Origin of the sequence: Flavobacterium kochi (assembly GCF_048286715.1) — a bacterium.
Taxonomy (GTDB): domain Bacteria; phylum Bacteroidota; class Bacteroidia; order Flavobacteriales; family Flavobacteriaceae; genus Flavobacterium.
Window position 1 is genome coordinate 71,474 of the sequence record NZ_JBLVPW010000005.1, and the last position, 20,404, is coordinate 91,877.

21 protein-coding genes are annotated in these 20,404 nt (G+C 33.6%); 14 read left to right on the forward strand and 7 right to left on the reverse strand.

Translation table 11 applies throughout. The features are described from left to right. Positions 1 to 12: 12 nt before the first annotated feature. From ACNQGH_RS05965 to ACNQGH_RS05980, 4 genes are all read left to right on the forward strand, one after another. Positions 13 to 1,434 (forward strand): CCA tRNA nucleotidyltransferase, encoded by a 1,422-nt coding sequence (locus ACNQGH_RS05965; protein WP_417955074.1) that lies wholly within the window; start codon positions 13 to 15, stop codon positions 1,432 to 1,434. A gap of 47 nt (positions 1,435 to 1,481) precedes the next feature. Then, complete coding sequence (locus ACNQGH_RS05970) at positions 1,482 to 2,504, forward strand: COX15/CtaA family protein (RefSeq protein ID WP_417955075.1); 1,023 nt, start codon at positions 1,482 to 1,484, stop codon at positions 2,502 to 2,504. Between the two features lie 54 nt (positions 2,505 to 2,558). After that, complete coding sequence (locus ACNQGH_RS05975; RefSeq protein ID WP_417955076.1) at positions 2,559 to 3,332, forward strand: CDP-alcohol phosphatidyltransferase family protein; 774 nt, start codon at positions 2,559 to 2,561, stop codon at positions 3,330 to 3,332. Between the two features lie 239 nt (positions 3,333 to 3,571). Next, positions 3,572 to 3,754, forward strand: a complete 183-nt coding sequence (locus tag ACNQGH_RS05980; RefSeq protein ID WP_417955077.1) for a CsbD family protein — start codon at positions 3,572 to 3,574, stop codon at positions 3,752 to 3,754. 103 nt (positions 3,755 to 3,857) lie between these two features. Here ACNQGH_RS05980 and ACNQGH_RS05985 read toward each other — a convergent pair whose 3' ends face one another. The 6 genes from ACNQGH_RS05985 to ACNQGH_RS06010 all read right to left on the reverse strand — a co-directional run bounded on the left by ACNQGH_RS05985 (position 3,858) and on the right by ACNQGH_RS06010 (position 10,175). Next, entirely contained in the window at positions 3,858 to 4,613 is a 756-nt protein-coding gene (locus ACNQGH_RS05985) for a LytR/AlgR family response regulator transcription factor (protein WP_417955078.1), read from the reverse strand. Positions 4,614 to 4,668: 55 nt separating this feature from the next. Next, complete coding sequence (locus ACNQGH_RS05990) at positions 4,669 to 5,034, reverse strand: 2TM domain-containing protein (protein WP_417955210.1); 366 nt, start codon at positions 5,032 to 5,034, stop codon at positions 4,669 to 4,671. A 15-nt stretch (positions 5,035 to 5,049) separates the two neighbouring features. Continuing rightward, on the reverse strand, positions 5,050 to 5,355 hold the full coding sequence (locus ACNQGH_RS05995) for a 2TM domain-containing protein (protein ID WP_417955079.1): 306 nt from the start codon (positions 5,353 to 5,355) through the stop codon (positions 5,050 to 5,052). Positions 5,356 to 5,425: 70 nt separating this feature from the next. Continuing rightward, positions 5,426 to 6,781, reverse strand: coding sequence for a histidine kinase (locus ACNQGH_RS06000; protein WP_417955080.1), 1,356 nt, complete (start codon positions 6,779 to 6,781; stop codon positions 5,426 to 5,428). Between the two features lie 26 nt (positions 6,782 to 6,807). Next, positions 6,808 to 7,428, reverse strand: a complete 621-nt coding sequence (locus ACNQGH_RS06005; RefSeq protein WP_417955081.1) for a hypothetical protein — start codon at positions 7,426 to 7,428, stop codon at positions 6,808 to 6,810. A 587-nt stretch (positions 7,429 to 8,015) separates the two neighbouring features. Then, complete coding sequence (locus ACNQGH_RS06010; protein ID WP_417955082.1) at positions 8,016 to 10,175, reverse strand: TonB-dependent receptor; 2,160 nt, start codon at positions 10,173 to 10,175, stop codon at positions 8,016 to 8,018. A 193-nt stretch (positions 10,176 to 10,368) separates the two neighbouring features. Here ACNQGH_RS06010 and ACNQGH_RS06015 point away from each other — a divergent pair, with 193 nt between their 5' ends. From ACNQGH_RS06015 to ACNQGH_RS06060, 10 genes are all read left to right on the forward strand, one after another. Continuing rightward, positions 10,369 to 10,701: a hypothetical protein gene (locus ACNQGH_RS06015; RefSeq protein ID WP_417955083.1), complete on the forward strand. Its 333-nt coding sequence runs from the start codon at positions 10,369 to 10,371 to the stop codon at positions 10,699 to 10,701. A gap of 82 nt (positions 10,702 to 10,783) precedes the next feature. Next, the gene (locus tag ACNQGH_RS06020) at positions 10,784 to 11,341 is read left to right on the forward strand and encodes a sugar O-acetyltransferase (RefSeq protein WP_417955084.1); all 558 of its coding nucleotides are present in this window, start codon (positions 10,784 to 10,786) and stop codon (positions 11,339 to 11,341) included. Positions 11,342 to 11,350: 9 nt separating this feature from the next. Further along, complete coding sequence (locus ACNQGH_RS06025) at positions 11,351 to 11,611, forward strand: hypothetical protein (RefSeq protein ID WP_417955085.1); 261 nt, start codon at positions 11,351 to 11,353, stop codon at positions 11,609 to 11,611. Between the two features lie 12 nt (positions 11,612 to 11,623). Further along, the gene (gloA2, locus tag ACNQGH_RS06030; protein WP_417955086.1) at positions 11,624 to 12,013 is read left to right on the forward strand and encodes an SMU1112c/YaeR family gloxylase I-like metalloprotein; all 390 of its coding nucleotides are present in this window, start codon (positions 11,624 to 11,626) and stop codon (positions 12,011 to 12,013) included. Positions 12,014 to 12,195: 182 nt separating this feature from the next. Next, complete coding sequence (locus ACNQGH_RS06035) at positions 12,196 to 13,476, forward strand: chloride channel protein (protein WP_417955087.1); 1,281 nt, start codon at positions 12,196 to 12,198, stop codon at positions 13,474 to 13,476. Positions 13,477 to 13,483: 7 nt separating this feature from the next. After that, positions 13,484 to 14,089 (forward strand): HPP family protein, encoded by a 606-nt coding sequence (locus tag ACNQGH_RS06040; RefSeq protein WP_417955088.1) that lies wholly within the window; start codon positions 13,484 to 13,486, stop codon positions 14,087 to 14,089. 208 nt (positions 14,090 to 14,297) lie between these two features. Further along, positions 14,298 to 14,837, forward strand: coding sequence for an IS1096 element passenger TnpR family protein (locus ACNQGH_RS06045; RefSeq protein WP_417955089.1), 540 nt, complete (start codon positions 14,298 to 14,300; stop codon positions 14,835 to 14,837). A 90-nt stretch (positions 14,838 to 14,927) separates the two neighbouring features. Next, entirely contained in the window at positions 14,928 to 15,986 is a 1,059-nt protein-coding gene (locus ACNQGH_RS06050; RefSeq protein WP_417955090.1) for a nucleoid-associated protein, read from the forward strand. 225 nt (positions 15,987 to 16,211) lie between these two features. Continuing rightward, positions 16,212 to 16,463 carry a DUF1660 family phage protein gene (locus ACNQGH_RS06055; RefSeq protein ID WP_417955091.1) on the forward strand — a complete coding sequence of 84 codons (252 nt, stop codon included), beginning with the start codon at positions 16,212 to 16,214 and terminating at the stop codon, positions 16,461 to 16,463. 385 nt (positions 16,464 to 16,848) lie between these two features. Continuing rightward, a complete protein-coding gene (locus ACNQGH_RS06060) occupies positions 16,849 to 19,218 on the forward strand; it encodes a GAF domain-containing protein (RefSeq protein WP_417955092.1) in 2,370 nt (789 codons plus the stop codon). On the opposite strand, the gene ACNQGH_RS06065 is transcribed toward ACNQGH_RS06060, so the two are convergent. Next, on the reverse strand, positions 19,215 to 20,399 hold the full coding sequence (locus tag ACNQGH_RS06065; protein ID WP_417955093.1) for a Pycsar system effector family protein: 1,185 nt from the start codon (positions 20,397 to 20,399) through the stop codon (positions 19,215 to 19,217). The genes ACNQGH_RS06060 and ACNQGH_RS06065 overlap by 4 nt on opposite strands. Between the last annotated feature and the right edge of the window lie 5 nt (positions 20,400 to 20,404).

Here is a 20,404-nt window from a genome sequence, read left to right on the forward strand (position 1 = left end):
CAAAGAAAATGAATGAATTACACAGCAGCCTTAAACAATAAAATTTTCGGAGTCATTTCTCAAGCTTCCCAAGAACTTAACATTGAAAGTTATGTAATTGGTGGTTTTGTGAGAGATTTGATTTTGAATAGAGATTTCAAAAAAGACATTGATATTGTTGCCGTTGGCAGCGGAATCGAATTAGCCTTAAAAGTATCTCAATTACTTCCAAAAAAACCAAAAGTCCAGGTTTTCAAAACCTATGGAACAGCAATGCTGCGTTTTGAAGATACCGAAATTGAATTTGTAGGCGCAAGAAAAGAATCGTATCATTTTGAAAGTCGTAATCCGGTTGTAGAAAACGGAACATTGGAAGACGACCAAAACAGACGTGATTTCACTATTAATGCGTTGGCTTTATCATTAAACACAAAAAACTTTGGCGCATTATCAGATCCTTTTAATGGTCTGGAAGATTTAAAAAATAAAAGAATCAAAACACCTCTGGATCCGGATATTACTTTCTCGGATGATCCATTGAGAATGTTGCGCGGTATTCGTTTTGCTAATCAATTGGGTTTTGAAATTGAAGAAAATTCACTAAAATCTATCGAGAGAAATGCGGAACGAATTAAAATAATTTCGGGTGAACGTATTGTCGATGAATTGAATAAAATACTTTCGACTGACAAACCTTCCGTTGGATTTTTGTTGCTATTCAAAACAGGACTGTTAGACATAATTCTACCGGAATTGACCGCTTTGAATCAGGTAGAAGAAATTGAAGGCCACACACACAAAAATAATTTCTATCACACCTTAGAGGTGGTAGATAACATTTGTCCACATACGGATGATGTATGGTTACGCTGGGCTGCCTTATTGCACGATATTGGAAAAGCGCCAACCAAGCGTTTCAATAAAAAACAAGGATGGACATTTCATGGACATGAATTTTTAGGCGGAAAAATGGCAAAGAAAATCTTTGAACGTTTGCATATGCCTTTGAACCAAAAGATGAAATTTGTGCAAAAAATGGTGATGATGAGTTCACGTCCCATTGTTTTATCGCAAGATACCGTCACTGATTCTGCTGTGCGTCGTTTAGTTTTTGACGCTGGTGAAGATGTTGAAAATTTAATGACCTTGTGTGAAGCGGATATTACCACCAAAAACCCCGGTAAATTCAAGAAATACCACAATAATTTCGAAATTGTTCGCAAGAAAATTGTGGAAGTTGAAGAGCGTGATCATGTTCGTAATTTTCAACCTCCAATATCAGGAGAAGAAATTATGGAAATCTTCAATTTAAAGCCGTCCAAAGAAATCGGAATGCTCAAAGAAGCCATCAAAGAAGCCATATTAGAAGGAGAAATTCCCAATGAATATCACGCTGCTTATGGGTTTATGTTAAAAAGAGCCGAAAAAATAGGACTAAAGATTAACGCTTGTTGAACTAAGAATTAATTGCTTTGAAATGCTTTGCATAAATTAATTACAAAATGAAAAAAGAAAATAAATCAGTTGTTATTTGGTTATTATCAGGCTGTGTATTGATATTTTTAATGGTTGTTGTAGGTGGAATTACACGTTTGACCAATTCAGGACTTTCCATGACCGACTGGCATTTGGTTACTGATACTATGCCACCGCTTTCGGAAGCAAAATGGCAGGATGCATTTGAAAAATACAAACAATTTCCCGAATATCAAAAAATCAATATCCATAACGATTTTACGCTTTCTGATTACAAATTCATTTATTTCTGGGAATGGTTTCATCGTTTTATTGGACGGATTCTGGGTTTTGTTTTCATCATTCCGTTTGTTTATTTTTTAATTAAGAAAAGAATTGACGGCGAGACCTTAAAAAAATGTGGCATTCTTCTGGGAATGGGTGCATTTCAGGGTTTTTTGGGTTGGTTTATGGTAAAAAGCGGTTTGGTAAATAACCCAGATGTAAGTCATTTTAGACTTTCATTGCATTTAACTTTTGCGTTTATCACTTTTGCCTATACGCTTTGGGTCGCCCTAGACCTACTCTACCCTGAAAAGAGAGCAATTGAAAAATCATTACGGACCATTGCCCGCGTAGCGTTAGGCTTTTTATTACTGCAAATTATATATGGCGGCTTTGTTGCCGGTTTAAATGCTGGTTTAATTCACAATCACTGGCCCTTAATGAGTGATGGACAGTTTATCCATGACAGTGTTTTTCTGGAACAAAAAAACTTGTTTTTGAGTTTTACGGAAGGAAAAAGCGGGGTTCAATTTGTACACCGAACCTTAGCCTATTTTGTCGTTGGCCTGATTGTTTTATTGTACTTCAAAAGCATTAATTTCACTTTAGACAAAGAACAAACCAAAGGAATTAAATTGCTTTTATTATTGGTTTTTGTTCAGTTTGGACTGGGGGTTTTAACATTATTATATGGCGTACCTTTGTGGCTAGGACTTTTACACCAAATTAGTGCCTTTTTCTTATTGACTGCAATGACTTTCACGTTACATCGCTTATCAAAATAATTTTTCAATAGTATACCTGACTATATTGTCGCATTTCTTTGCTCATAAACTTAAATGTCTAAACTTGCTGCTCAAGATAAATTTTTAGATTTATCCGATTACGGAAGACCTTTCGGGAAATTTTTAGCCAATCAATTAAAGAATACCCGATTTACTCCTATCCATGTTACGCTGCTTTTTGGGCTTTCAGGAGGTATTGCGATATATTGTGTTTTACAAAATCATTACTATTTAGCTAGCTTTTTCATCATCCTGAAATCGGGAATCGATGCTGCCGATGGAGAATTAGCAAGGATGAAAAACACGCCTTCCTATACTGGAAGATATCTTGATAGTGTTTTTGATATCATTTTAAACTTCCTGCTTTTTATGACCATTTTTTATGTTTCAAAAACTACAATCTGGCTTACCATTTTAGCATTTATTGGCATCCAATTACAAGGAACTTTATACAACTACTACTATGTGATTTTAAGAAACAAATCTGTTGGAGGAGATTCAACCAGTAAAATTTTCGAATATAAATCACCCCAAGCCTTACCAGGAGAAAGTCAAAAAACAGTTGATATCCTGTTCCGGATTTACACTATAGTCTACGGTATTTTTGACAAAATAATTCACACACTTGACAAAGAGGCTTACAAGGTAAAAACATTTCCACATTGGTTTATGACGTTACTTTCAATTTACGGATTAGGATTTCAATTGCTGATTATTGCCGTTATGTTACCAATGAATTTAATCGAATACATCGCTCCATTTTTTATCATTTACTCTTTCTTTATTTTCGTATTAATTGGAATCCGAAAAGCCCTTTTTAAGGTCTAAATTCACCATAGACATAATCTATACATTAATTTCATCTTACTCAACATCATGAATTTAACCATCACTACTTACCTTACTAATTTAACCAAATTTAATCATCGCATTATTTATACTAATATTTAAATCTGAACACAATTTACCAAAAATTAAACAACAAATCGTCATAATTACGCAATAATTTTTCCGTCTTCAAACACCAAATTTGTAAAAGAAATAATAGCAATTTAAAACGATACATTATGCCGAATTCAAAAGAGATTAAAGGAAACTGGAATGAATTAAAAGGGAAACTTAAACAAAAGTACGCCGACTTAACCGATGACGACCTGTTGTTTGAAGAAGGAAAAGAAGATGAAACATGGGGGAAATTGCAACAAAAATTAGGCAAAACTGAAAAAGAAATCAGATCTTTATTTGAATAATTTCAAGATCTAAAAACTATTAAAACGGTTTCAAAAGCGTTGCTGAACCTATTCCTTTTAAGGATTTTGTCTGCCGTTTTGAAACCGTTTTTTTTTACTTTAATTAGCCGATCCAGGTTTTAAATCCGGAAACTTTTTCTCGGCTTACAATCACCTCATCATCTTTATAAGAAGGCAAAATAACCTTCAAACGAGAATTACTGTATAACACAATTTCTTTAATTGCCTTAAGCGGTATAATGAATTTTCGGTTGATCCGAAAGAAATCCAGCGGATCCAATTCCTGTTCCAAAAACTCCAATGTATTTTCAATTAAATAATTTCTGTTGTCGAAAGTATGGAGGTATGTTCCTTTATTTTCACTAAAAAAACATTCGACTTCGTCGGTAGTGATTACTTTCAAATGTTGTCCGATTTTTACCGTAAAACGTTTTTTGTGATTTTTTTCAAATGGATTGGTCAGCATTTTTTTGATTTGCTCAAAGTCCAATTGTACCGTTTTCGGTTGTGGTAACCGAGTTTTAAATTTAGAAACTGCCACTTCCAAATCGTCCTCATCAATGGGTTTCAAAAGATAATCAATACTATTTAATTTGAAGGCGCGCAATGCATATTCATCATAGGCGGTTGTGAAAATTATGGCGCTTTTGATGGCTACTTTTTCAAAAATTTCAAAAGACAATCCATCCGATAACTGAATGTCCAAAAAAATCAAATCCGGATGTTCATTTTTAGTAAACCAACCAATCGATTCTTCCACGGAATGCAGCATTACTCCTACAGGAATATTAAGCTTTTCCAGTTTTCTTTGGAGTAACCTGGCGGCCGGTTTTTCGTCTTCAATTATTATTGTGGTCATTATTTAGGTTTGTTTGGGAATTAGTACTTGAATTCTGATACCTGTTAGCTGAAATTCACTCCCATTTCTCGCTTTTTTCTTTTTCCATTAACTCTTGGATTTTTTTCTCTTCCCACTTTGGTCCAAAAAATATATTTCTCCCAAAAACAGACAGTGCATGGGCTATCAAGCCAATTCCCCAAAACAAGGCTGTTGAAAAAGTTTCCCAGCGCCAGAATAGTTCTTTGTCAAGTAAACTTCGATCAAAACTGGAGATAATAATAAATGCGTTTACGACAAAATAAACCAAGAGATGAACATAAAAACCTTTAATCCTTTTTACTCTTTTATATGCTAAAGTATAGCGTTCGTCAGGATTATACGTTTCAGTATTATAATTATTATTATAATCATTTAGCCTACTTCTTCTAAATCTTCCCATTGCTTCCAATATTAATTATTTCCAAGTTTCCCTGTTTTCTTTTTCCTTATCCATAAACTCCTTGATCTTCTTCTCTTCCCAGTCTTTTCCGATAAATGGCATATAATTAAAAACTTTCATGCCATGAAAAACAACCCCAATTCCCCAACCCAACATGGGCCAATAAAACCATAAATGTTCGGGAGAAGTAAGCAGATTAATCACTACAAGTCCAATATTAACAACAATGTAGGCTACTAGATTCCCATAAAAACCTTTAATTTCTTCTACTTTCTTTTTCGCTTTGAAATAACGTTCTTCCTCTTGATTATTATTTTCCATGATCTTTCTGATTTAAAATTTGCTTCAGGTTTAGCCTTACAATCTTCCAATGGTAACGCAGTATAAAATACTATTTCCAAGCTTTTCTACTGTCTTCTCTTTGCAAAATCTCTTTAATTTTTCTTTCTTCCCACTTAGAGCTGTATCCAAAAACTTTTAAAGCATGCATGACCAATCCAAAACCCCAGCCTCCAGCTGAAAACCAAAACCATTGAAATTGTGGAGAATAAGCGAGATTAATAAACACCAAAAATGGAATAACACAACAATAAGATATCAGATTCCCATAAAATCCTTTAAGTTCTTCAACCCGTTTTTTAGCTCGGTAATATGCACTATTTTCGCTATAATTAGTATTCATTTCCATAACCGAAATTTGTTTAGTTAAAATGGGTATTTTGACCGTAAAAGTTTTTTCATTATGTTCAATCAATACTTTTCTATTGCTAATAATCCCATAGCGATCGATGATGTTTTGCAATCCCACCCCCTGACGCCCCTGTAACACTTCCTTTCTTTGATAAACATTTTGAATAACAAGATAATCTCCTTCAATAGTAATGCGAATGTGCAAAGGTCTTTGTTCACTAACCACATTATGTTTTACTGTATTTTCCAATAAAAGCTGCAAAGAAAGGGGTACAACCTTGGCTTCAGAATTTATATTTGTTGCGGGTAATTCATAAAACAAACTATTCTCAAAACGCATTTTAAGTAAGTTCATATAGGTTTTAGCGAAAGCCAATTCTTCTTCAACCGAAACTAACTCTTTATCTTTTTGCTCCAACACATAGCGGTAAATTTTTGACAATGAAGTCGTAAACCGTTGTGCATTATCTGGATTTTCTTCAATTAAAGAACTTAAAACATTCAAACTGTTAAAAAGAAAATGGGGGTCAATCTGATTCTTTAAACTTTCAAACTTCGCTGAAGCTGTTCCTGCAATTATTTTTTGTTCAGTTACTTCTTTTCGCGATGCCTGTTTCCAATTAGCCATAAAACTTCTCGCATGCATAAAAGTTGAAACACCTAGAGAAAGTATGATATAAAACAAATGAACCCAAATCATTCTCTCACTAAAAAATTCACTGGGATTCATTTTTTGAAAAACTACAAAAGTCAGATAATCAATTCCTAAAACAACTGGAACCGTATACAACACTGTAGCAATTATCCCAAAATACACTCTCAAATTAGTATGCTCCAGCCAATCCCATTTCTTATTGAGAAGCGAGTTAATTACAGCATTCCCAAAACCGATTCCAAAGGAATATAGTGAACTTACCCAAAAAGTGGTCCGTACCGTTTCGAAATCAAAACGCCCTTGAATCAAAGAAAATACAAAAGTAAAAATCAAAGCAATTTTAAGAGAAACAATTGTTCCCTTTTTAAATTCTGTGAATGTATGTATCCTTTGATTTTCCATTTTTGGCTTACGTTTTTTTAGCAATCTTATTTACAGTTTTGCAAAGCTACTGTCGCTCTGTCCAATCCCCATTTTGGAGAGAAAGGAGTTTCCGGTTTAAAAGTAGCAAAAAGACCGATTGCTTTTTCAATTTGACCACACAAAGGTTTTGTATCAATTCCTGTGTATTTCGCTCCCCCTATTTGAAATTCCGCTTTTGCGAAAACAACCCTTGGATTTTCTGGTGCAATCGCTTCAGCTTTAGCATACAATTCCATAGTTTTTGAAGATAATAAAATTCCGTTTGTCATCGGGTCAAAAACAATCCAGGCGGTGTTAATCATAGCTTGCATCACTAATAATTCCGCATTATTTGGATTTTTACCCATTTCTGTATCCAATGCATTTTGAGCTTTTGCAAGTAACAAATTCATCTTATCTTTATCGTGCGTTCCAAAAGCAGTGGTTGTGTTTACCAATGCAACATAATAATTAGGCAACCAATTCGTTTTTTCTGCTGCTGCAATTCTTTCGAATAGATCGGAAGCTTCGGTGTTTTTTCCTTCTTTCCAAAGTCCGAATGCTTTTCCCATTCCTTGCTCAAATTGTCCTTGAGCTGTTAATAAACTACATACAAATAATGCGATTGATGTGATAACTTTTGTCATGATTTCTGTTTTTAAAGGATTACTATTTTGATGATTGAAACTTTTAATTATACTTCAAAAATACCCCTGTTTTTATTCCTATTAAATTTTTACTTACCGAACTGTTGATTTTGATGGATGAATTGTAGTGTCATTAATTAAGGTAATTTCCAATGTATCCAATTTCCCAAAATACCATATACTCATGCCAGTTGAAGAAGAATGAAAAAAAGAAATGGATAAAAGGGGCAGAAAGAAAGCTTAATACGACATAAAAAAAGAGATTTGTTGAGATTCATTTTTAGAGCAATCGGTGGTAAAAAGACATTAATTAGCATTGGTATAGGATAATATATCCACCATTTTAATCCCGCGTTTGCACCATATTTCCCAAATAGCATTCCTATAACTACAACCACAATTGATAAAATATAAATCAAGTATTGCTTCTTACTAAATTCATGCCTTTTAACTACTATTCGGATTACAAACAAGAAAACAAGTAACGAGAACAGGATCATTATTGGAAATCGAGGGAGAAATGGGTTTGATAGTAAGTTCATGTCTGCGTACATAATTATTATTTGATGGCCCTTACAATTGCTTTTTTAAAGATTCTTCAATTGATTCTCTTTTTTATCATTGCTAATAGTCCAAAAGAACCCCAGAAAGAAAAAACGATCCGCTGTTGGTGTAATGGCTGCCCTATTGTAAACACCAGCTGTATTTGGATTTTTTGCATAATCGTAACCATATACATTTTGACTTCCTAAAATATTAGAAACCGAGAAATACAAAATCTTTTGCGAAGTCAATAAATAAGCCCAATTAAAACTCAAACTGTGATATGATTTTGTTTTTCCGTTCATAAACTTTGTTTCGTTTGGATTGTTGTAAGGCCGTCCCGAGCTGTATAAATTAGTAAAACCAATTTGTGATTTCCAATCGTTTATCCAATACTTGGTAACCAGCGACAAACTATGATCGGCAACAAAATTAGGAGTGACTTGAGCACTAAAGTTTTTATAATCTCGCTCGGTATCGATATACGAATACGAAACCCAATATTCTAAATTTTTAATTGATTTTCCGTCTCTCCAAAACAAATCCAAACCTTTAGCATAACCGGAACCATCATTAGAAAATTGGGAGTTGTAATGTATGGATGGTGTATCGTATTTTACTAAATTACTGTAGTCCTTATAATAGGCCTCTGCCCTGAAAGTTTTCCCGTCTTTATTATACTGATAATTCAAAATATAATGTGATGCTTTCTCACTTTCAAACTGATGAAACTTAGAATATTTGATATAATCAGCATTGGGTGTTTGGGAGAAATCTCCGTAAGCCAATGAAAGCTGGCTATTTTTAGCCATTTTGTAGGCCAACGAAATTCTTGGAGAAATGGCAGTTTCATCTAATAAATCATTATAAGAAGTTCGCAACCCCGCTTTTGCTGCAAACTTTTTTGAGAAGAAAACATCAGCTTCGGTATAGACCGCTACGATATTGGAATTATAACCATTGCTAGTTGTTGTTCCTAAATTCTCATTGAAATCCTCATTGAATTTGGTAACAAAATAATCCGCTCCAAAAGACAACTTCACTCTATCGGAAAAACTCTTTTTTAATTTAAATTTCATATGTGCGGAATTTTCATCATTTGCAACGGCATCCGAATCCAGTTTTATTTTATTTTTACTATAGCCATAACTTAAACCGGAGGTAATTTGCCAATTGCTTCCAAAAGTCCCCTTGTAAGAAGAATTAAAATAAAAATTAGCATTATTTAAATCAACCCTGGTTTTTTCTTGTGCATTGATATTCTGCTGATTAATATCGAATTTGGAAGAATCAAAAGCAGCATATACTTTTAATATCCCACTGTTGAAGTTATACCGATACACCGTTTCTCCAGATAAGGATTGATAGGGACTATTCCAGTCTACATTTTGAGGAACTATTGCCTGATATGGCGCTAAATTGATATAAGCGGTATTCACACTCAAGGCGCTTTTTTTCCATTTACGGGTGTTTCCAAAACCCAAACCAACGGTCATTAAAGCGATTTCCGTTTTGTTTTGGTCGGGTTCGTCTTGTGTATTTAACAACAAAACACTCGATAAAGCTTCCCCGTATTCTGCAGAATATCCCCCAGTGGAAAAAGATATTCCACTAAATAAAAAAGGCGAAAACCGACCGCGTGTTGGCAAGTTTTGAGCAGAAGCTCCGTACGGTTGTGCCACACGAATGCCATCCACAAACGTTTGTGTTTCATTGGCCTCGCCACCACGCACAAACAACCGTCCGTCCTCACCCACATTCTGCGTTCCCGGCAACGTTTGCAAAGCTGCAATAATATTTCCTGCCGAACCTGCAGTAGTGACAATATCCAGCGGTTTCAAAACTGAAACCCTTGCCTTATCACCTGCTTCCAAATTCCCCGCGGTAATTATTACGGCATCAAGAGCATTGACATTGTCCCTTAATCTTATGATTTTATTTTTAAAATTCGAAACGTCGATTATCATTTTTGTAGTTTCATAAACTAAAAAACTTACCACCAAAGTCTGATTACCCATGGTACTGGTTGTAAAAGTAAAATCACCTGTTTCAGAACTTGAAGTACCGTCATAAGTCCCTTCGATAAAAATGCTGGCCCCAGCTACTGGATTTCCTTTTTCGTCAACTACTTTCCCGGAAACTGTTGTTTGTGAAAATAGCGTTGCTGAGAAGAGTATAGTGGCAAGCGTATAAATAAACTTCATAATAATTGATTTTTGATCAGGCAAATATCCACTAGAAAAAAGAAACCTGAAAAAAGTTCTTGCTCAACTGTAGAAATTCCAGGATGAGTTGTTTTTTTATATCATTACTACGTGATTAAAAAATCATTTTTTTATCCGAACGTTGTATTGCATCATAAAACCTTAAATTTGTCTTCAATCCAATTTTGAAGAAATGAAAAAATCGATCCTTTTACTTTTAGTGGTATTTTCCACCGCAACACTATTTTCTCAAAAAAACGACGCTACATATAACGAAAAACTGGCCAAAACCTTAAATGCTGATGCTTATGAAATGAAGCCTGTTTTTTGTCTGCTAAAAACGGGAAGCAATACAACAGCAACGAAAGAGGAAACGAACCAATTATTTGAAAGCCATATGGCTAATATCAATCGATCAGCTGTAGCAGGAAAATTGGTTGTTGCAGGTCCTTTTATGAAAAACGGAAGAAACTACTTGAAGCAAACGCTAAAAATTCACGATAAAATCGCCAAAAATAAAATCTAATTTGGTTTAGAAAGCCTTTCTTACCAGCATCTTGAAAAGTACAGTCCGGTATTTCATTGATGACGTTCCAAAAAAAATGACCATGAAAACTGAAAAAGAAAAAATGATTGCCGGAGAACTTTACCTCTCTGGCGGTGAAGACCTTAAAAAAGAGCGCCGCAAAGCTAAAAATTTACTCCATAGTCTCAATGTAACGGAGTACAGGGTCACTAAAAAAGCCCGATTGATACTTGCAGAATTAATTCCGAATGCGGGGAAAAACCTGTACATCGAACCTCCTTTTTTTTGTGATTATGGTTACAACATCATTTGTGGTGACAATGTATATTTTAATGTAAATTGTGTTGTTTTAGATTGCAGCAAAGTAACTATCGGCTCCAATGTATTGTTTGCACCGGGTGTTCAATTGTACACTGCATCGCATCCTATGGATATTAAAAGCCGCCGCACACACGAGTTTTCGAAGCCTATTACCATTGGTGACGATTGCTGGATTGGAGGAAATGCAATTATTTGCCCTGGAGTCACCATAGGAAACGGCTGTGTTATTGGTGCTGGTTCCGTTGTAACAAAAAACATTCCAGACCATTCATTGGCAGTTGGGAATCCTGCAAAGGTGATTCGAAAACTTAACGAATAAATTTAAGATATGACACACATTTTAGCAAAACTCAAAAATGTTCCTTTGGAAGTCATCAAAGGTATTTTAGAAAAAGACAAAGCATTTCATGCCTCCCAGGGAATGTACTTAGAACACCTTTGGCAAAATGCGGACCAGGACAATGAAGTACAATTTCTTTTTAGAATTGATGACATAGAGAAAACAAAAACCTTAATCAATAAGCTTCATTCAGATGCTTTAGCGCAAGAGCCAAATGCGAATCTTCCTGAAATGACTTATTTAAAATAAACGTAAACAATTATGATTTCCATAAACAAAGTGCACCATATTGCTATCATTTGCTCCGACTATCAAAAATCAAAAACATTCTATACCGACGTTTTGGGACTCACAATTATTCGAGAAATTTACCGTGAGGAAAGACAATCCTACAAACTGGATTTGGCTTTAAATGGTGTTTATATCATTGAACTTTTTTCTTTTATAAATCCACCCCAACGTACCTCAGGACCGGAAGCGACTGGATTGCGACATTTAGCATTTGAAGTAAATAACATAGACCAGACCATTGATTTTTTAGCATCAAAAAATAGTGTAGCTGAAGCGATACGTCTTGACCCGACAACAAACAAACGTTTTACTTTTATTGCTGATCCCGATAATCTTCCGATTGAATTTTATGAAAAATAAGCGTATTGAGAGACCCACAAAAAGCATAATTCCTAAAAAAATCATAAAAAAGAACGATTATATTGATTTTTCAATTCAAATCTAAGATTCTTTCTTTAACTTTGTAATACTCTCAAAAACTTTATTTTTCAAATAAATCATTTTATTTTATCTGAAATTAAAATTTGTAAAACATTTTTTAGATGAACAATAGTGCCCGAATTAAAAAAAATTATCAATTAATCAAATTTCAAAAATTAGTCATTGTTTCTGTTCTAATTGGTTTTCTTTCGGCATTTTTAGGGATTTCATTAAAAAAAATAACCGAATATTACGAGGAAATATTTTTTCATCAAACTACTTTAAACCCAATATTCATTATCGTTTTTCCGGTTTTTGGTTTATCCATCATTTATTTCCTGAGAGAATATCTTTTTAGAAAAAAAGAGAACAAAGGGATTAAAGAAATTTTTGAAAGCACGAATTCCAAATCCAAGAATTTACCCAATTATAAAATTCCATCTCATTTTATCAATGGATTATTGACCGGTATTTTTGGAGGATCCACCGGTATTGAAGTTTCTACCGTTGTTGCTTCGGCTACTATTGGTTCTGTAGCGCAAAGAAAACAAAATGTATTCAGACAGTACAAAACCGAATTGATTTGTGCAGGAGTTGCGGCAGGAGTTACTGCTTTATTCAGTAGTCCAATTGCTGGAATTCTTTTTGCGATTGAAGTCATTTCCAGAAAAGTAACCCGAGCTTTTTTAATCAGTAATCTGATTGCGGTCGCTGTAGCTTTTAGTCTTGTCTTTTTATTGGATGAAAAACCTTTGTTTGTTGTAACGATCACCACCTGGCATTTAAAAGCGATCCCGTATTTTATTCTTTTGGGGATTTTAGCTGGTATCAATTCTGTCTATCTCACCCGCTGTGTTTTATTTTTTAAATCCCAATTTTCAAAAATAAAAATTCATTATTATAAGATTCTGATAGGCTCACTAATCCTGAGCATTTCCTTATTCTTTTTCCCACAGCTTTATGGAGAAGGATACCATGCTATCAAAACGATTTTTGTTAATTCGGATGAAGTGACACTATCCTTTCCATTAGTGTTGACATTTATCGGAATCATCCTTTTAAAACCAATTGTAACTTCGGCAACACTTGCCTCTGGCGGTGATGGTGGCGTTTTTGCACCAAGCCTTTTCATAGGTGCCTTTTTAGGATTACTTGTTGCTTTGCTTTTAAACTCTTATTTGTATGCTAATGTCATCCCTGTCAACTTTATGGTTATTGGAATGGCCGCAGTTTTAAGCGCCAGTATTCATGCGCCTTTCACTGCGATTTTCTTAGTTTGTGGATTAACGAATGATTATACTTTATTTCTTCCCATTTTAGTTGTTTGTCTGATTTCAAAATATACAGCGAAAATGATTTATCCGTTTACAGTATACTCCTATTCTACCAGTCTATCAAAATAATAGTTTTATGCCAATTCAAAAAATAAAAAGGAATTATCGCAAAACAAAGTACATTTTATACAAAGAAACTTTAGTTGATTTTAAAGAACATTTTTGGGCTTTTTTAGGTTCATTTATTGGTATTGGATTTATAGCTTACATGCAATCTAAATCTTTATTGCATTCTGATGTGGTATACCTGATTGGTTCTTTTGGTGCTTCGAGTGTTTTGGTTTATGGAATCATCCAAAGTCCATTGGCGCAACCCAGAAATCTGGTTGGCGGCCATTTGGTTTCGGCAATTGTAGGAGTTACTGTCGCCAAATTCACACCGGATATTTTATGGTTAACAGCGCCGCTTGCGGTATCACTTTCCATTGTGTTAATGCAAGTGACAAAAACACTGCATCCGCCGGGAGGAGCCACTGCATTAATTGCCGTAATAGGTTCTCCAAAAATTAAAATGCTGGGCTACTGGTATGTACTTTATCCTGTGTTAAGCGGCGTACTTATCCTTTTGATCGTAGCTTTAATTTTCAATAACATGACCTCGAACAGAAGCTATCCAAATCATAAAAAGTATCACATCCTTAGAAAAAGACTGACCAGTAAAATTAAAAAAAGCATATCGTAAATTAGTCACCTGACCAGCCTTAATTGAAACCGATATTTTTGAAAAAAATCAATATTTCGTACTGCAAGCTATTGCTTGCATTTCATAATAAGGAATTACTTACGCGCTATCCCTATTTATACGCAAAAAAAAATCAACAAATCTGAAATCCGAAATCTAAAATCTAAAATTAAATTTTACCTTTGACCTTTCAACAAAAACAAAGATTATGGTTTATAAATTTAGAGTAATTCTAGACGCAGAAGATGATGTTTTTAGAGACATTGCAATACTTGAAGACGATACTTTAGAAGATTTACACAATGCTATCTTTAATTCCTTTGGTTTTGACGGAATGGAAGTGGCTTCATTTTATACTTGTGATGAAACATGGAATCAGGAAGACGAAATTTCGCTTTTTGATACTGGAGATATTCCAGGTGAGCAAAAAGTAATGAGCGATTATCAGTTATCAGATATTTTAGATAAAAAAAATACCAAAATTATTTATGTCTATGATTTCATCAACATGTGGACTTTCCTTGTAGAATTAGCTGCAGTAGAAGACCAGGTTGTTGGAAACTTATATCCTGAAACCATTTTTTCTCACGGTGAAATGCCTGATGAAGCGATGGAAAAAAGTTTTGAGGCTGATATGCATGATGATATTTACGGTGAATTTGAAGATGATATTGACGAAGAAGATCTGGACATGTTTGAGGGAGATGATAGTTTTGAAGACTTTGGATTTGAAGAGAATTGGAATTAAAAAAATAAGCGATTAAAAATCAAGAACCAAGATGAAAGACAGTAAAAATCTCTTTTATCTTGGTTCTTTTATCTAAAAAAAACATAAAATATGATCAATTTATATAATACACACATCGAAACCTTATCAATTCATAGAGTTGGTAATAAAAGTAGGAATGAAGCACTATTCTTATCGGAGCAACTCTTTAATTTGAATGACGAAATCGTTCCGTTGATGAAGGAATTTTTCTTTAAACCCTTTAGAGAAAAAGAAGAAAATTATTTTCAATTTGCTCATGAAATTGATTTGGATTACAACGACATGTTCAAATTTGCAACAGAAGTTTTTGAGAATCCAAGTACCATTCATGAAGTTTCTAAAAAGATCACAAAGCATTTATTTGAGCAATCCAATCATCCGCACATCAAGAACGGCGAAGTATATGTTACTTATTTAACTAACGTAAGCATTGACAACAATGTTGTTGATGCCATAGGAATTTTCAAAAGCGAGATACAAGCTGATTTTTTACAATTTGAAGAAAAAGAAACGCACCTGGAAATGATTTTGCAACAGGGTGTAAGTTTAAATAAATTAGATAAAGGTTGCTTGATTTTTAATTATAAAAAAGAAGAAGGATATAAAATACTAACGGTAGACAGCAACCGTTATGACGCCAGATATTGGTTGGAACATTTCCTTTCCGTTGATGCTTTTGAGGATGAAAATTTCATCACTAAAAAGTATTTGAAATTCTGTCAGAACTTCGCTAAAGACGTTGTTTTCCCTGCGGAAGACAAAAAAGAAGAAGTGATGTTCATGAACCGTTCTGTAAATTATTTTGCAAAAAATGATCAGTTCGAGGAAACTAATTTCTTAAATGAAGTTTTGGACAATCCTGATTTGATACCAGAATTTAAGAATTACAAAATAGACAAAGGAGAGAAATACAGCATTGAAGATGTAACCTCATTTCCTATTGCCAATGCAGCAGTTTCTGACGCTAGAAAGTCAATTAAAAACGTAATCAATTTAGATACGCATATCCAAATAAAAATGGATTTCATCAATCCTGAAAGTGCCGAAAAATTTGTGGAAAAAGGTTGGGATGAAGAAAAACAAATGTATTATTACCTAGTTTATTTTAATAAAGAAGAGAAGAGCTAGTTTAAGTTCACCTCATTATAGCTATTCAGTCCCCAATTACGAAAAAGTGATTGGGGATTTTTTTGTTTTGCGATAAAAGAATTAAACTAATCACTTTATCGTTACATTTATAGGAATATTAATACTTATTTCGATATTAAATGTATTTAATCGAGTTTATTTGATATTTAAACGGTTAATAACTACGTTTAAGTCCCCAAACCTGAATAACCTAAATAACCTAATATGAACCCATTCGAAATCAAAGAAAAATTTTTAAGTAAAAAAATCCTATGCTCATTATTTGGACATAAAATCATCACCACCAGGAATGTAACAAATCATTTCAAGGAATACAAATGCACCGTTTGCAATCTGGAATTAACTAATGATGAAAAAGGCCAAAAAACATTTCTCACACCAGAACTAAAAGAAATAAATGAAACACTGATCGGGTTTTATAAAAAAAGAGTTCATGTTGTTTCAAACCAGTTTTAACACGCTTATTTACAATTTGAAAGCTGTAATCATCAGCTTTCTATTACGGTCAATTTCATTACATTAAAGTACCTAAGAATTAAACTCAACGTATTGCTAACTTTCTGAAAACCTTAAAAAGATGCTAATCCTTCTCTTACTCCAATCTATAATCGTGTTAAGACAAAAAAATAAATTAAAAAAAAATCTCGTGAATTCAAACATTTACTTCATTAATAAATCATAATTGATTTAAACAAACATCAGTTGCTTACAGTCCTAATTAGAACTTTAGTGCTTTTTTTGGTCCATTAAAGTATAAATTTATTGCAAACGAATTAAAAGCTACTTCTGAAGTATTGATTTCTATTTATTTGTAAATTTACATCTTCATAAAGAAAAGAAGATGACTAATAATCTATTTACAAATAGCCCATTCAAGACCTTAATTTCGTTTCATAAACTTATTGAATCCTTGGAAGAAATTGCGAAAACCAATGTGGATTATCGATCAAATTACGCCAAAGCAGTACTCAAAGAAATCGAACCTTTTCCGCAATTCAGAACAGGGATTGAAAATTTTAATTTGATTCATGAGAACGAAACACTGATAAAATATTTATTAGCAGATCTATTTCCTACCGCCCTGACACAGAACGAAATCAAAGCGGTTACCATCCCTTTTCAAAACTTTACGTTTAATTATACCGAAAGATTCAAAAAAATACTGAGTAATGCCGGAGCAACTTTCGACATGGAAATCAGGGATTTTGATGACAATCAATTCTACATCATGAATTGTATTTTGATTTTGAATACCGTCTATCATCAGCATTTTGATTTCAATAAACCTCTGTTTTACGATATTCCAGATGCAAATGCCATTATGAAGCATTATAGAATTCTGTATAATGCCGATTTTATGGAAATTATTCCTACTGATAAAGCAATACCATTAACCCCTGAAGACATCGATTTATTGATGGATAATTATGATAGTATCGCTTTATGGAAAGAAAAATTTCCATCCGAAAGTTGGATTTTAAAAGGCTTTGGTATCGTTTCTCTATTTGATGCTTCCATAGAAAGTGCCGTTTCAAACTTGAAAAGCAATCTTCTGAAATCAGAAATGGGGCAATCGGATATTAAAGAAAATTTCGAAACCATTTTCCGTTCTATTTTCAAAGTACCCGATTTAAAAATTGGTTTCATCATTTATAATGAAGAGGAAGAAAAGTTTGTAAAACCGCATTATCATGATAAAAAAATGGGCAGTTTCATTCTTGATGAAATGCAAGAAACCGATTGTAAAAATGCCCTTTTTGGTTGTTCTTTGGAAACCATTTTAGAACAAAACAAACCTTTTATAATTTCAAACGTTGAAAAATTTGCCACAACGCCAGGAAATGAAAAATTGGCAGCACATTTTATAAGGCTAAATATCCAAAGCTGTATTCTTGCCCCGGTAATAAAGGATGATAAACTTTTGGGGATTATAGAATTGGTTTCAGCAAAGCCAAGAGAACTTAACAGTATTAATGCAAACAATCTAAATTTGGTTTTACCTTATTTAGTTGATACATTGGAGCGCTACGACAATGATATGCAACACCATGTCGAAGCTATTATTCAGAGGGAGTACACAGCCATTCACCCAAGTGTCTACTGGAAATTCAAAAGAGAGGCGCTCAAATATTTTCAAACTAACAATCCAAATAAAGACTATATCTTTAAAGAAATTGTATTCAAGGAAGTATACCCTTTGTATGGACAAATTGATATTAAAGGCTCCTCAAATCATAGAAATGAAACCGTAAAAGAAGATTTAAAAAACCAGCTGGAGGCTCTTGTTCAAATCTTTGAAAATCAAAATTCAAACAACAACCTGGTTTTATTGGAACAACGAAAATTTGAATTGCAATCGTTACAAGAGCAACTGGAATCTCCACTAAAAGCGGATACCGAACAACAAATTCAACTTTATATTGAACAAGAGATTCATCCAATTTTAAGGAATACAAAAACAAATGTCATCGGAGAAACACTGGAGCAAAATTATTTTGCGAGTTTGGATGAAAAAACAGGAATGTTTTACCAGTCGAGAAAGAAATTTGATAATGCCATGTCTATTGTCAATAAAAAATTAGCTTCAATTCTTGATAAAAAACAGGTAGAAGCGCAAAATATTTTTCCTCATTATTACGAGCGTTTCAAAACTGATGGGGTGGAACACAATCTTTATATAGGTGCTTCCATTACGCCAAATAAAGATTTTGACAGCATATACCTGCATAATTTAAGATTGTGGCAATTGCAAACGCTGTGTGAAATGGAATTGGAACACCATCAACTCAAATCTTCCCTGCCTTACGAACTTGATGTCACTTCGTTAATTTTAGTATTCAGTTCCGCTATTTCAATCCGATTTAGAATGGATGAAAAACGTTTTGATGTAGACGGCACCTATAATGCCCGCTACGAGGTCGTAAAAAAACGCATCGACAAAGCCAATATCAAAGGAACCGAAGAAAGAATAACCGAAAAAGAAAAAATTACCATCGTCTATTCTCATAATAGCGAGGAAACTGAATATTTGAAATACATCAAATTTTTGCAATTCAAAACTATTTTAGAACCCGAAATAGAGCAATTTGAAGTGGAAGAATTACAAGGCGTTTCGGGTCTGAGAGCCATTAGAGTAAAAGTAATTAACAAAAACACAGCCCCTGATTCTAAAAACTATTCCTATCAGGATTTATTGGATGAATTGAGCTAAACTCCAGCCATTTTGAATGCAATGATAAAAGCAATAACTGAGACAACTAATCCTATCATAAAAAGATTATAGGCTATTCGCAATAGCCTATATTTCTTCTCTAAAACTATTCCTAAGAAATATAAATCTTTAATCATCGAATTATAAATGTACTCTCTGTCTTTCATCATTTCGTTCATAGCCCATTCATAGTCTTGCAAAGCCATTTTATAGAAATTACCAAAGAAAAGTAAATTCACTTTTTTATTTTCAATGTCTTGTTTAGAAAAAACGCCTCTTGTTACTTTTGGACGTGTAGAAAGTATGGCAAAAATGATAGTGATTACGCTAGAAATTATCATAATAAAGGTTGGAATCACCAAATGGGCATTTTTTGGGCTATCTAGTTTTGGAATAATCGTAGAAAGTGCAATAGAAATAATAATAGCATTTACAGAAAGTAGAATATTAGCCTTACTATCTGCAATACCGCTCAAACGTGTATGATTACCAAGTGTAACTCTAAAAACAGTATCAATACCTCGCTCCGGCTTTTCCTCTTTTTCTTTCTTTTTATCTTTTTTTTTCAATTTTTTATCTCTTTTATTTTCAGTTACATCGATTTTTTTCTGAAGCCGTTTTATGTTTTCATCCTTTAAAGGCTGCCAATTTTTCAAAGCAAAATCCGTATAAAAACGATGTTTATTCATCAGAAAATCCAGGTTTTCAGTAAACCAATCTTTATCTGACAACACTTTATTTTCTGTATTTTCCCATTCTTTTCTCAACACTTCACAACTGGAGAAATAATCGGCACTAAAAAGATGATAATAGTCAGCGTCTTTTATTATTTTTTCGAGAAGAGTTTGCGGCACATATTCCTTTACTGTAGCTTTAATTAAGTTGACGATTTTTGTGATATAGGCTGCCGATTTTCCTTTTTCTTCCAAAAACGTTGTAACTATAGCACTGCTGCAATTCTCGTGATTGGTACAACCATCAATGTACCCCGTATCATGGAACCAAGCTGCAACAAGCAAAATTTCTTTATCCTCAGCAGCTACATTCATTCCTTCAGCAAGTACCAAAACTGCGGCAACCATCTCACGTGTATGCTTAATATTATGGTAAGTATATGAATTAGAAAGTTTATCTTTGAGTAATTTTACGACAAAATCTCCGGATTGTTCTATAAGATTCATAAGAA

Coding starts and splice junctions, on each gene's coding strand:
- ACNQGH_RS05995 (WP_417955079.1), bottom strand. CDS start 5,355: ATGGAAAATAATAATCAAGAGGAAGAACGTTATTTCAAAGCGAAAAAG.
- ACNQGH_RS06025 (WP_417955085.1), top strand. CDS start 11,351: ATGACACACATTTTAGCAAAACTCAAAAATGTTCCTTTGGAAGTCATC.
- ACNQGH_RS06060 (WP_417955092.1), top strand. CDS start 16,849: ATGACTAATAATCTATTTACAAATAGCCCATTCAAGACCTTAATTTCG.
- ACNQGH_RS06020 (WP_417955084.1), top strand. CDS start 10,784: ATGAAAACTGAAAAAGAAAAAATGATTGCCGGAGAACTTTACCTCTCT.
- ACNQGH_RS05975 (WP_417955076.1), top strand. CDS start 2,559: ATGTCTAAACTTGCTGCTCAAGATAAATTTTTAGATTTATCCGATTAC.
- ACNQGH_RS06005 (WP_417955081.1), bottom strand. CDS start 7,428: ATGACAAAAGTTATCACATCAATCGCATTATTTGTATGTAGTTTATTA.
- ACNQGH_RS05965 (WP_417955074.1), top strand. CDS start 13: ATGAATTACACAGCAGCCTTAAACAATAAAATTTTCGGAGTCATTTCT.
- ACNQGH_RS06000 (WP_417955080.1), bottom strand. CDS start 6,781: ATGGAAAATCAAAGGATACATACATTCACAGAATTTAAAAAGGGAACA.
- ACNQGH_RS06035 (WP_417955087.1), top strand. CDS start 12,196: ATGAACAATAGTGCCCGAATTAAAAAAAATTATCAATTAATCAAATTT.
- ACNQGH_RS06050 (WP_417955090.1), top strand. CDS start 14,928: ATGATCAATTTATATAATACACACATCGAAACCTTATCAATTCATAGA.
- ACNQGH_RS05990 (WP_417955210.1), bottom strand. CDS start 5,034: ATGGGAAGATTTAGAAGAAGTAGGCTAAATGATTATAATAATAATTAT.
- ACNQGH_RS05985 (WP_417955078.1), bottom strand. CDS start 4,613: ATGACCACAATAATAATTGAAGACGAAAAACCGGCCGCCAGGTTACTC.
- ACNQGH_RS06045 (WP_417955089.1), top strand. CDS start 14,298: ATGGTTTATAAATTTAGAGTAATTCTAGACGCAGAAGATGATGTTTTT.
- gloA2 (WP_417955086.1), top strand. CDS start 11,624: ATGATTTCCATAAACAAAGTGCACCATATTGCTATCATTTGCTCCGAC.
- ACNQGH_RS06015 (WP_417955083.1), top strand. CDS start 10,369: ATGAAAAAATCGATCCTTTTACTTTTAGTGGTATTTTCCACCGCAACA.
- ACNQGH_RS06010 (WP_417955082.1), bottom strand. CDS start 10,175: ATGAAGTTTATTTATACGCTTGCCACTATACTCTTCTCAGCAACGCTA.
- ACNQGH_RS06055 (WP_417955091.1), top strand. CDS start 16,212: ATGAACCCATTCGAAATCAAAGAAAAATTTTTAAGTAAAAAAATCCTA.
- ACNQGH_RS06040 (WP_417955088.1), top strand. CDS start 13,484: ATGCCAATTCAAAAAATAAAAAGGAATTATCGCAAAACAAAGTACATT.
- ACNQGH_RS05980 (WP_417955077.1), top strand. CDS start 3,572: ATGCCGAATTCAAAAGAGATTAAAGGAAACTGGAATGAATTAAAAGGG.
- ACNQGH_RS06065 (WP_417955093.1), bottom strand. CDS start 20,399: ATGAATCTTATAGAACAATCCGGAGATTTTGTCGTAAAATTACTCAAA.
- ACNQGH_RS05970 (WP_417955075.1), top strand. CDS start 1,482: ATGAAAAAAGAAAATAAATCAGTTGTTATTTGGTTATTATCAGGCTGT.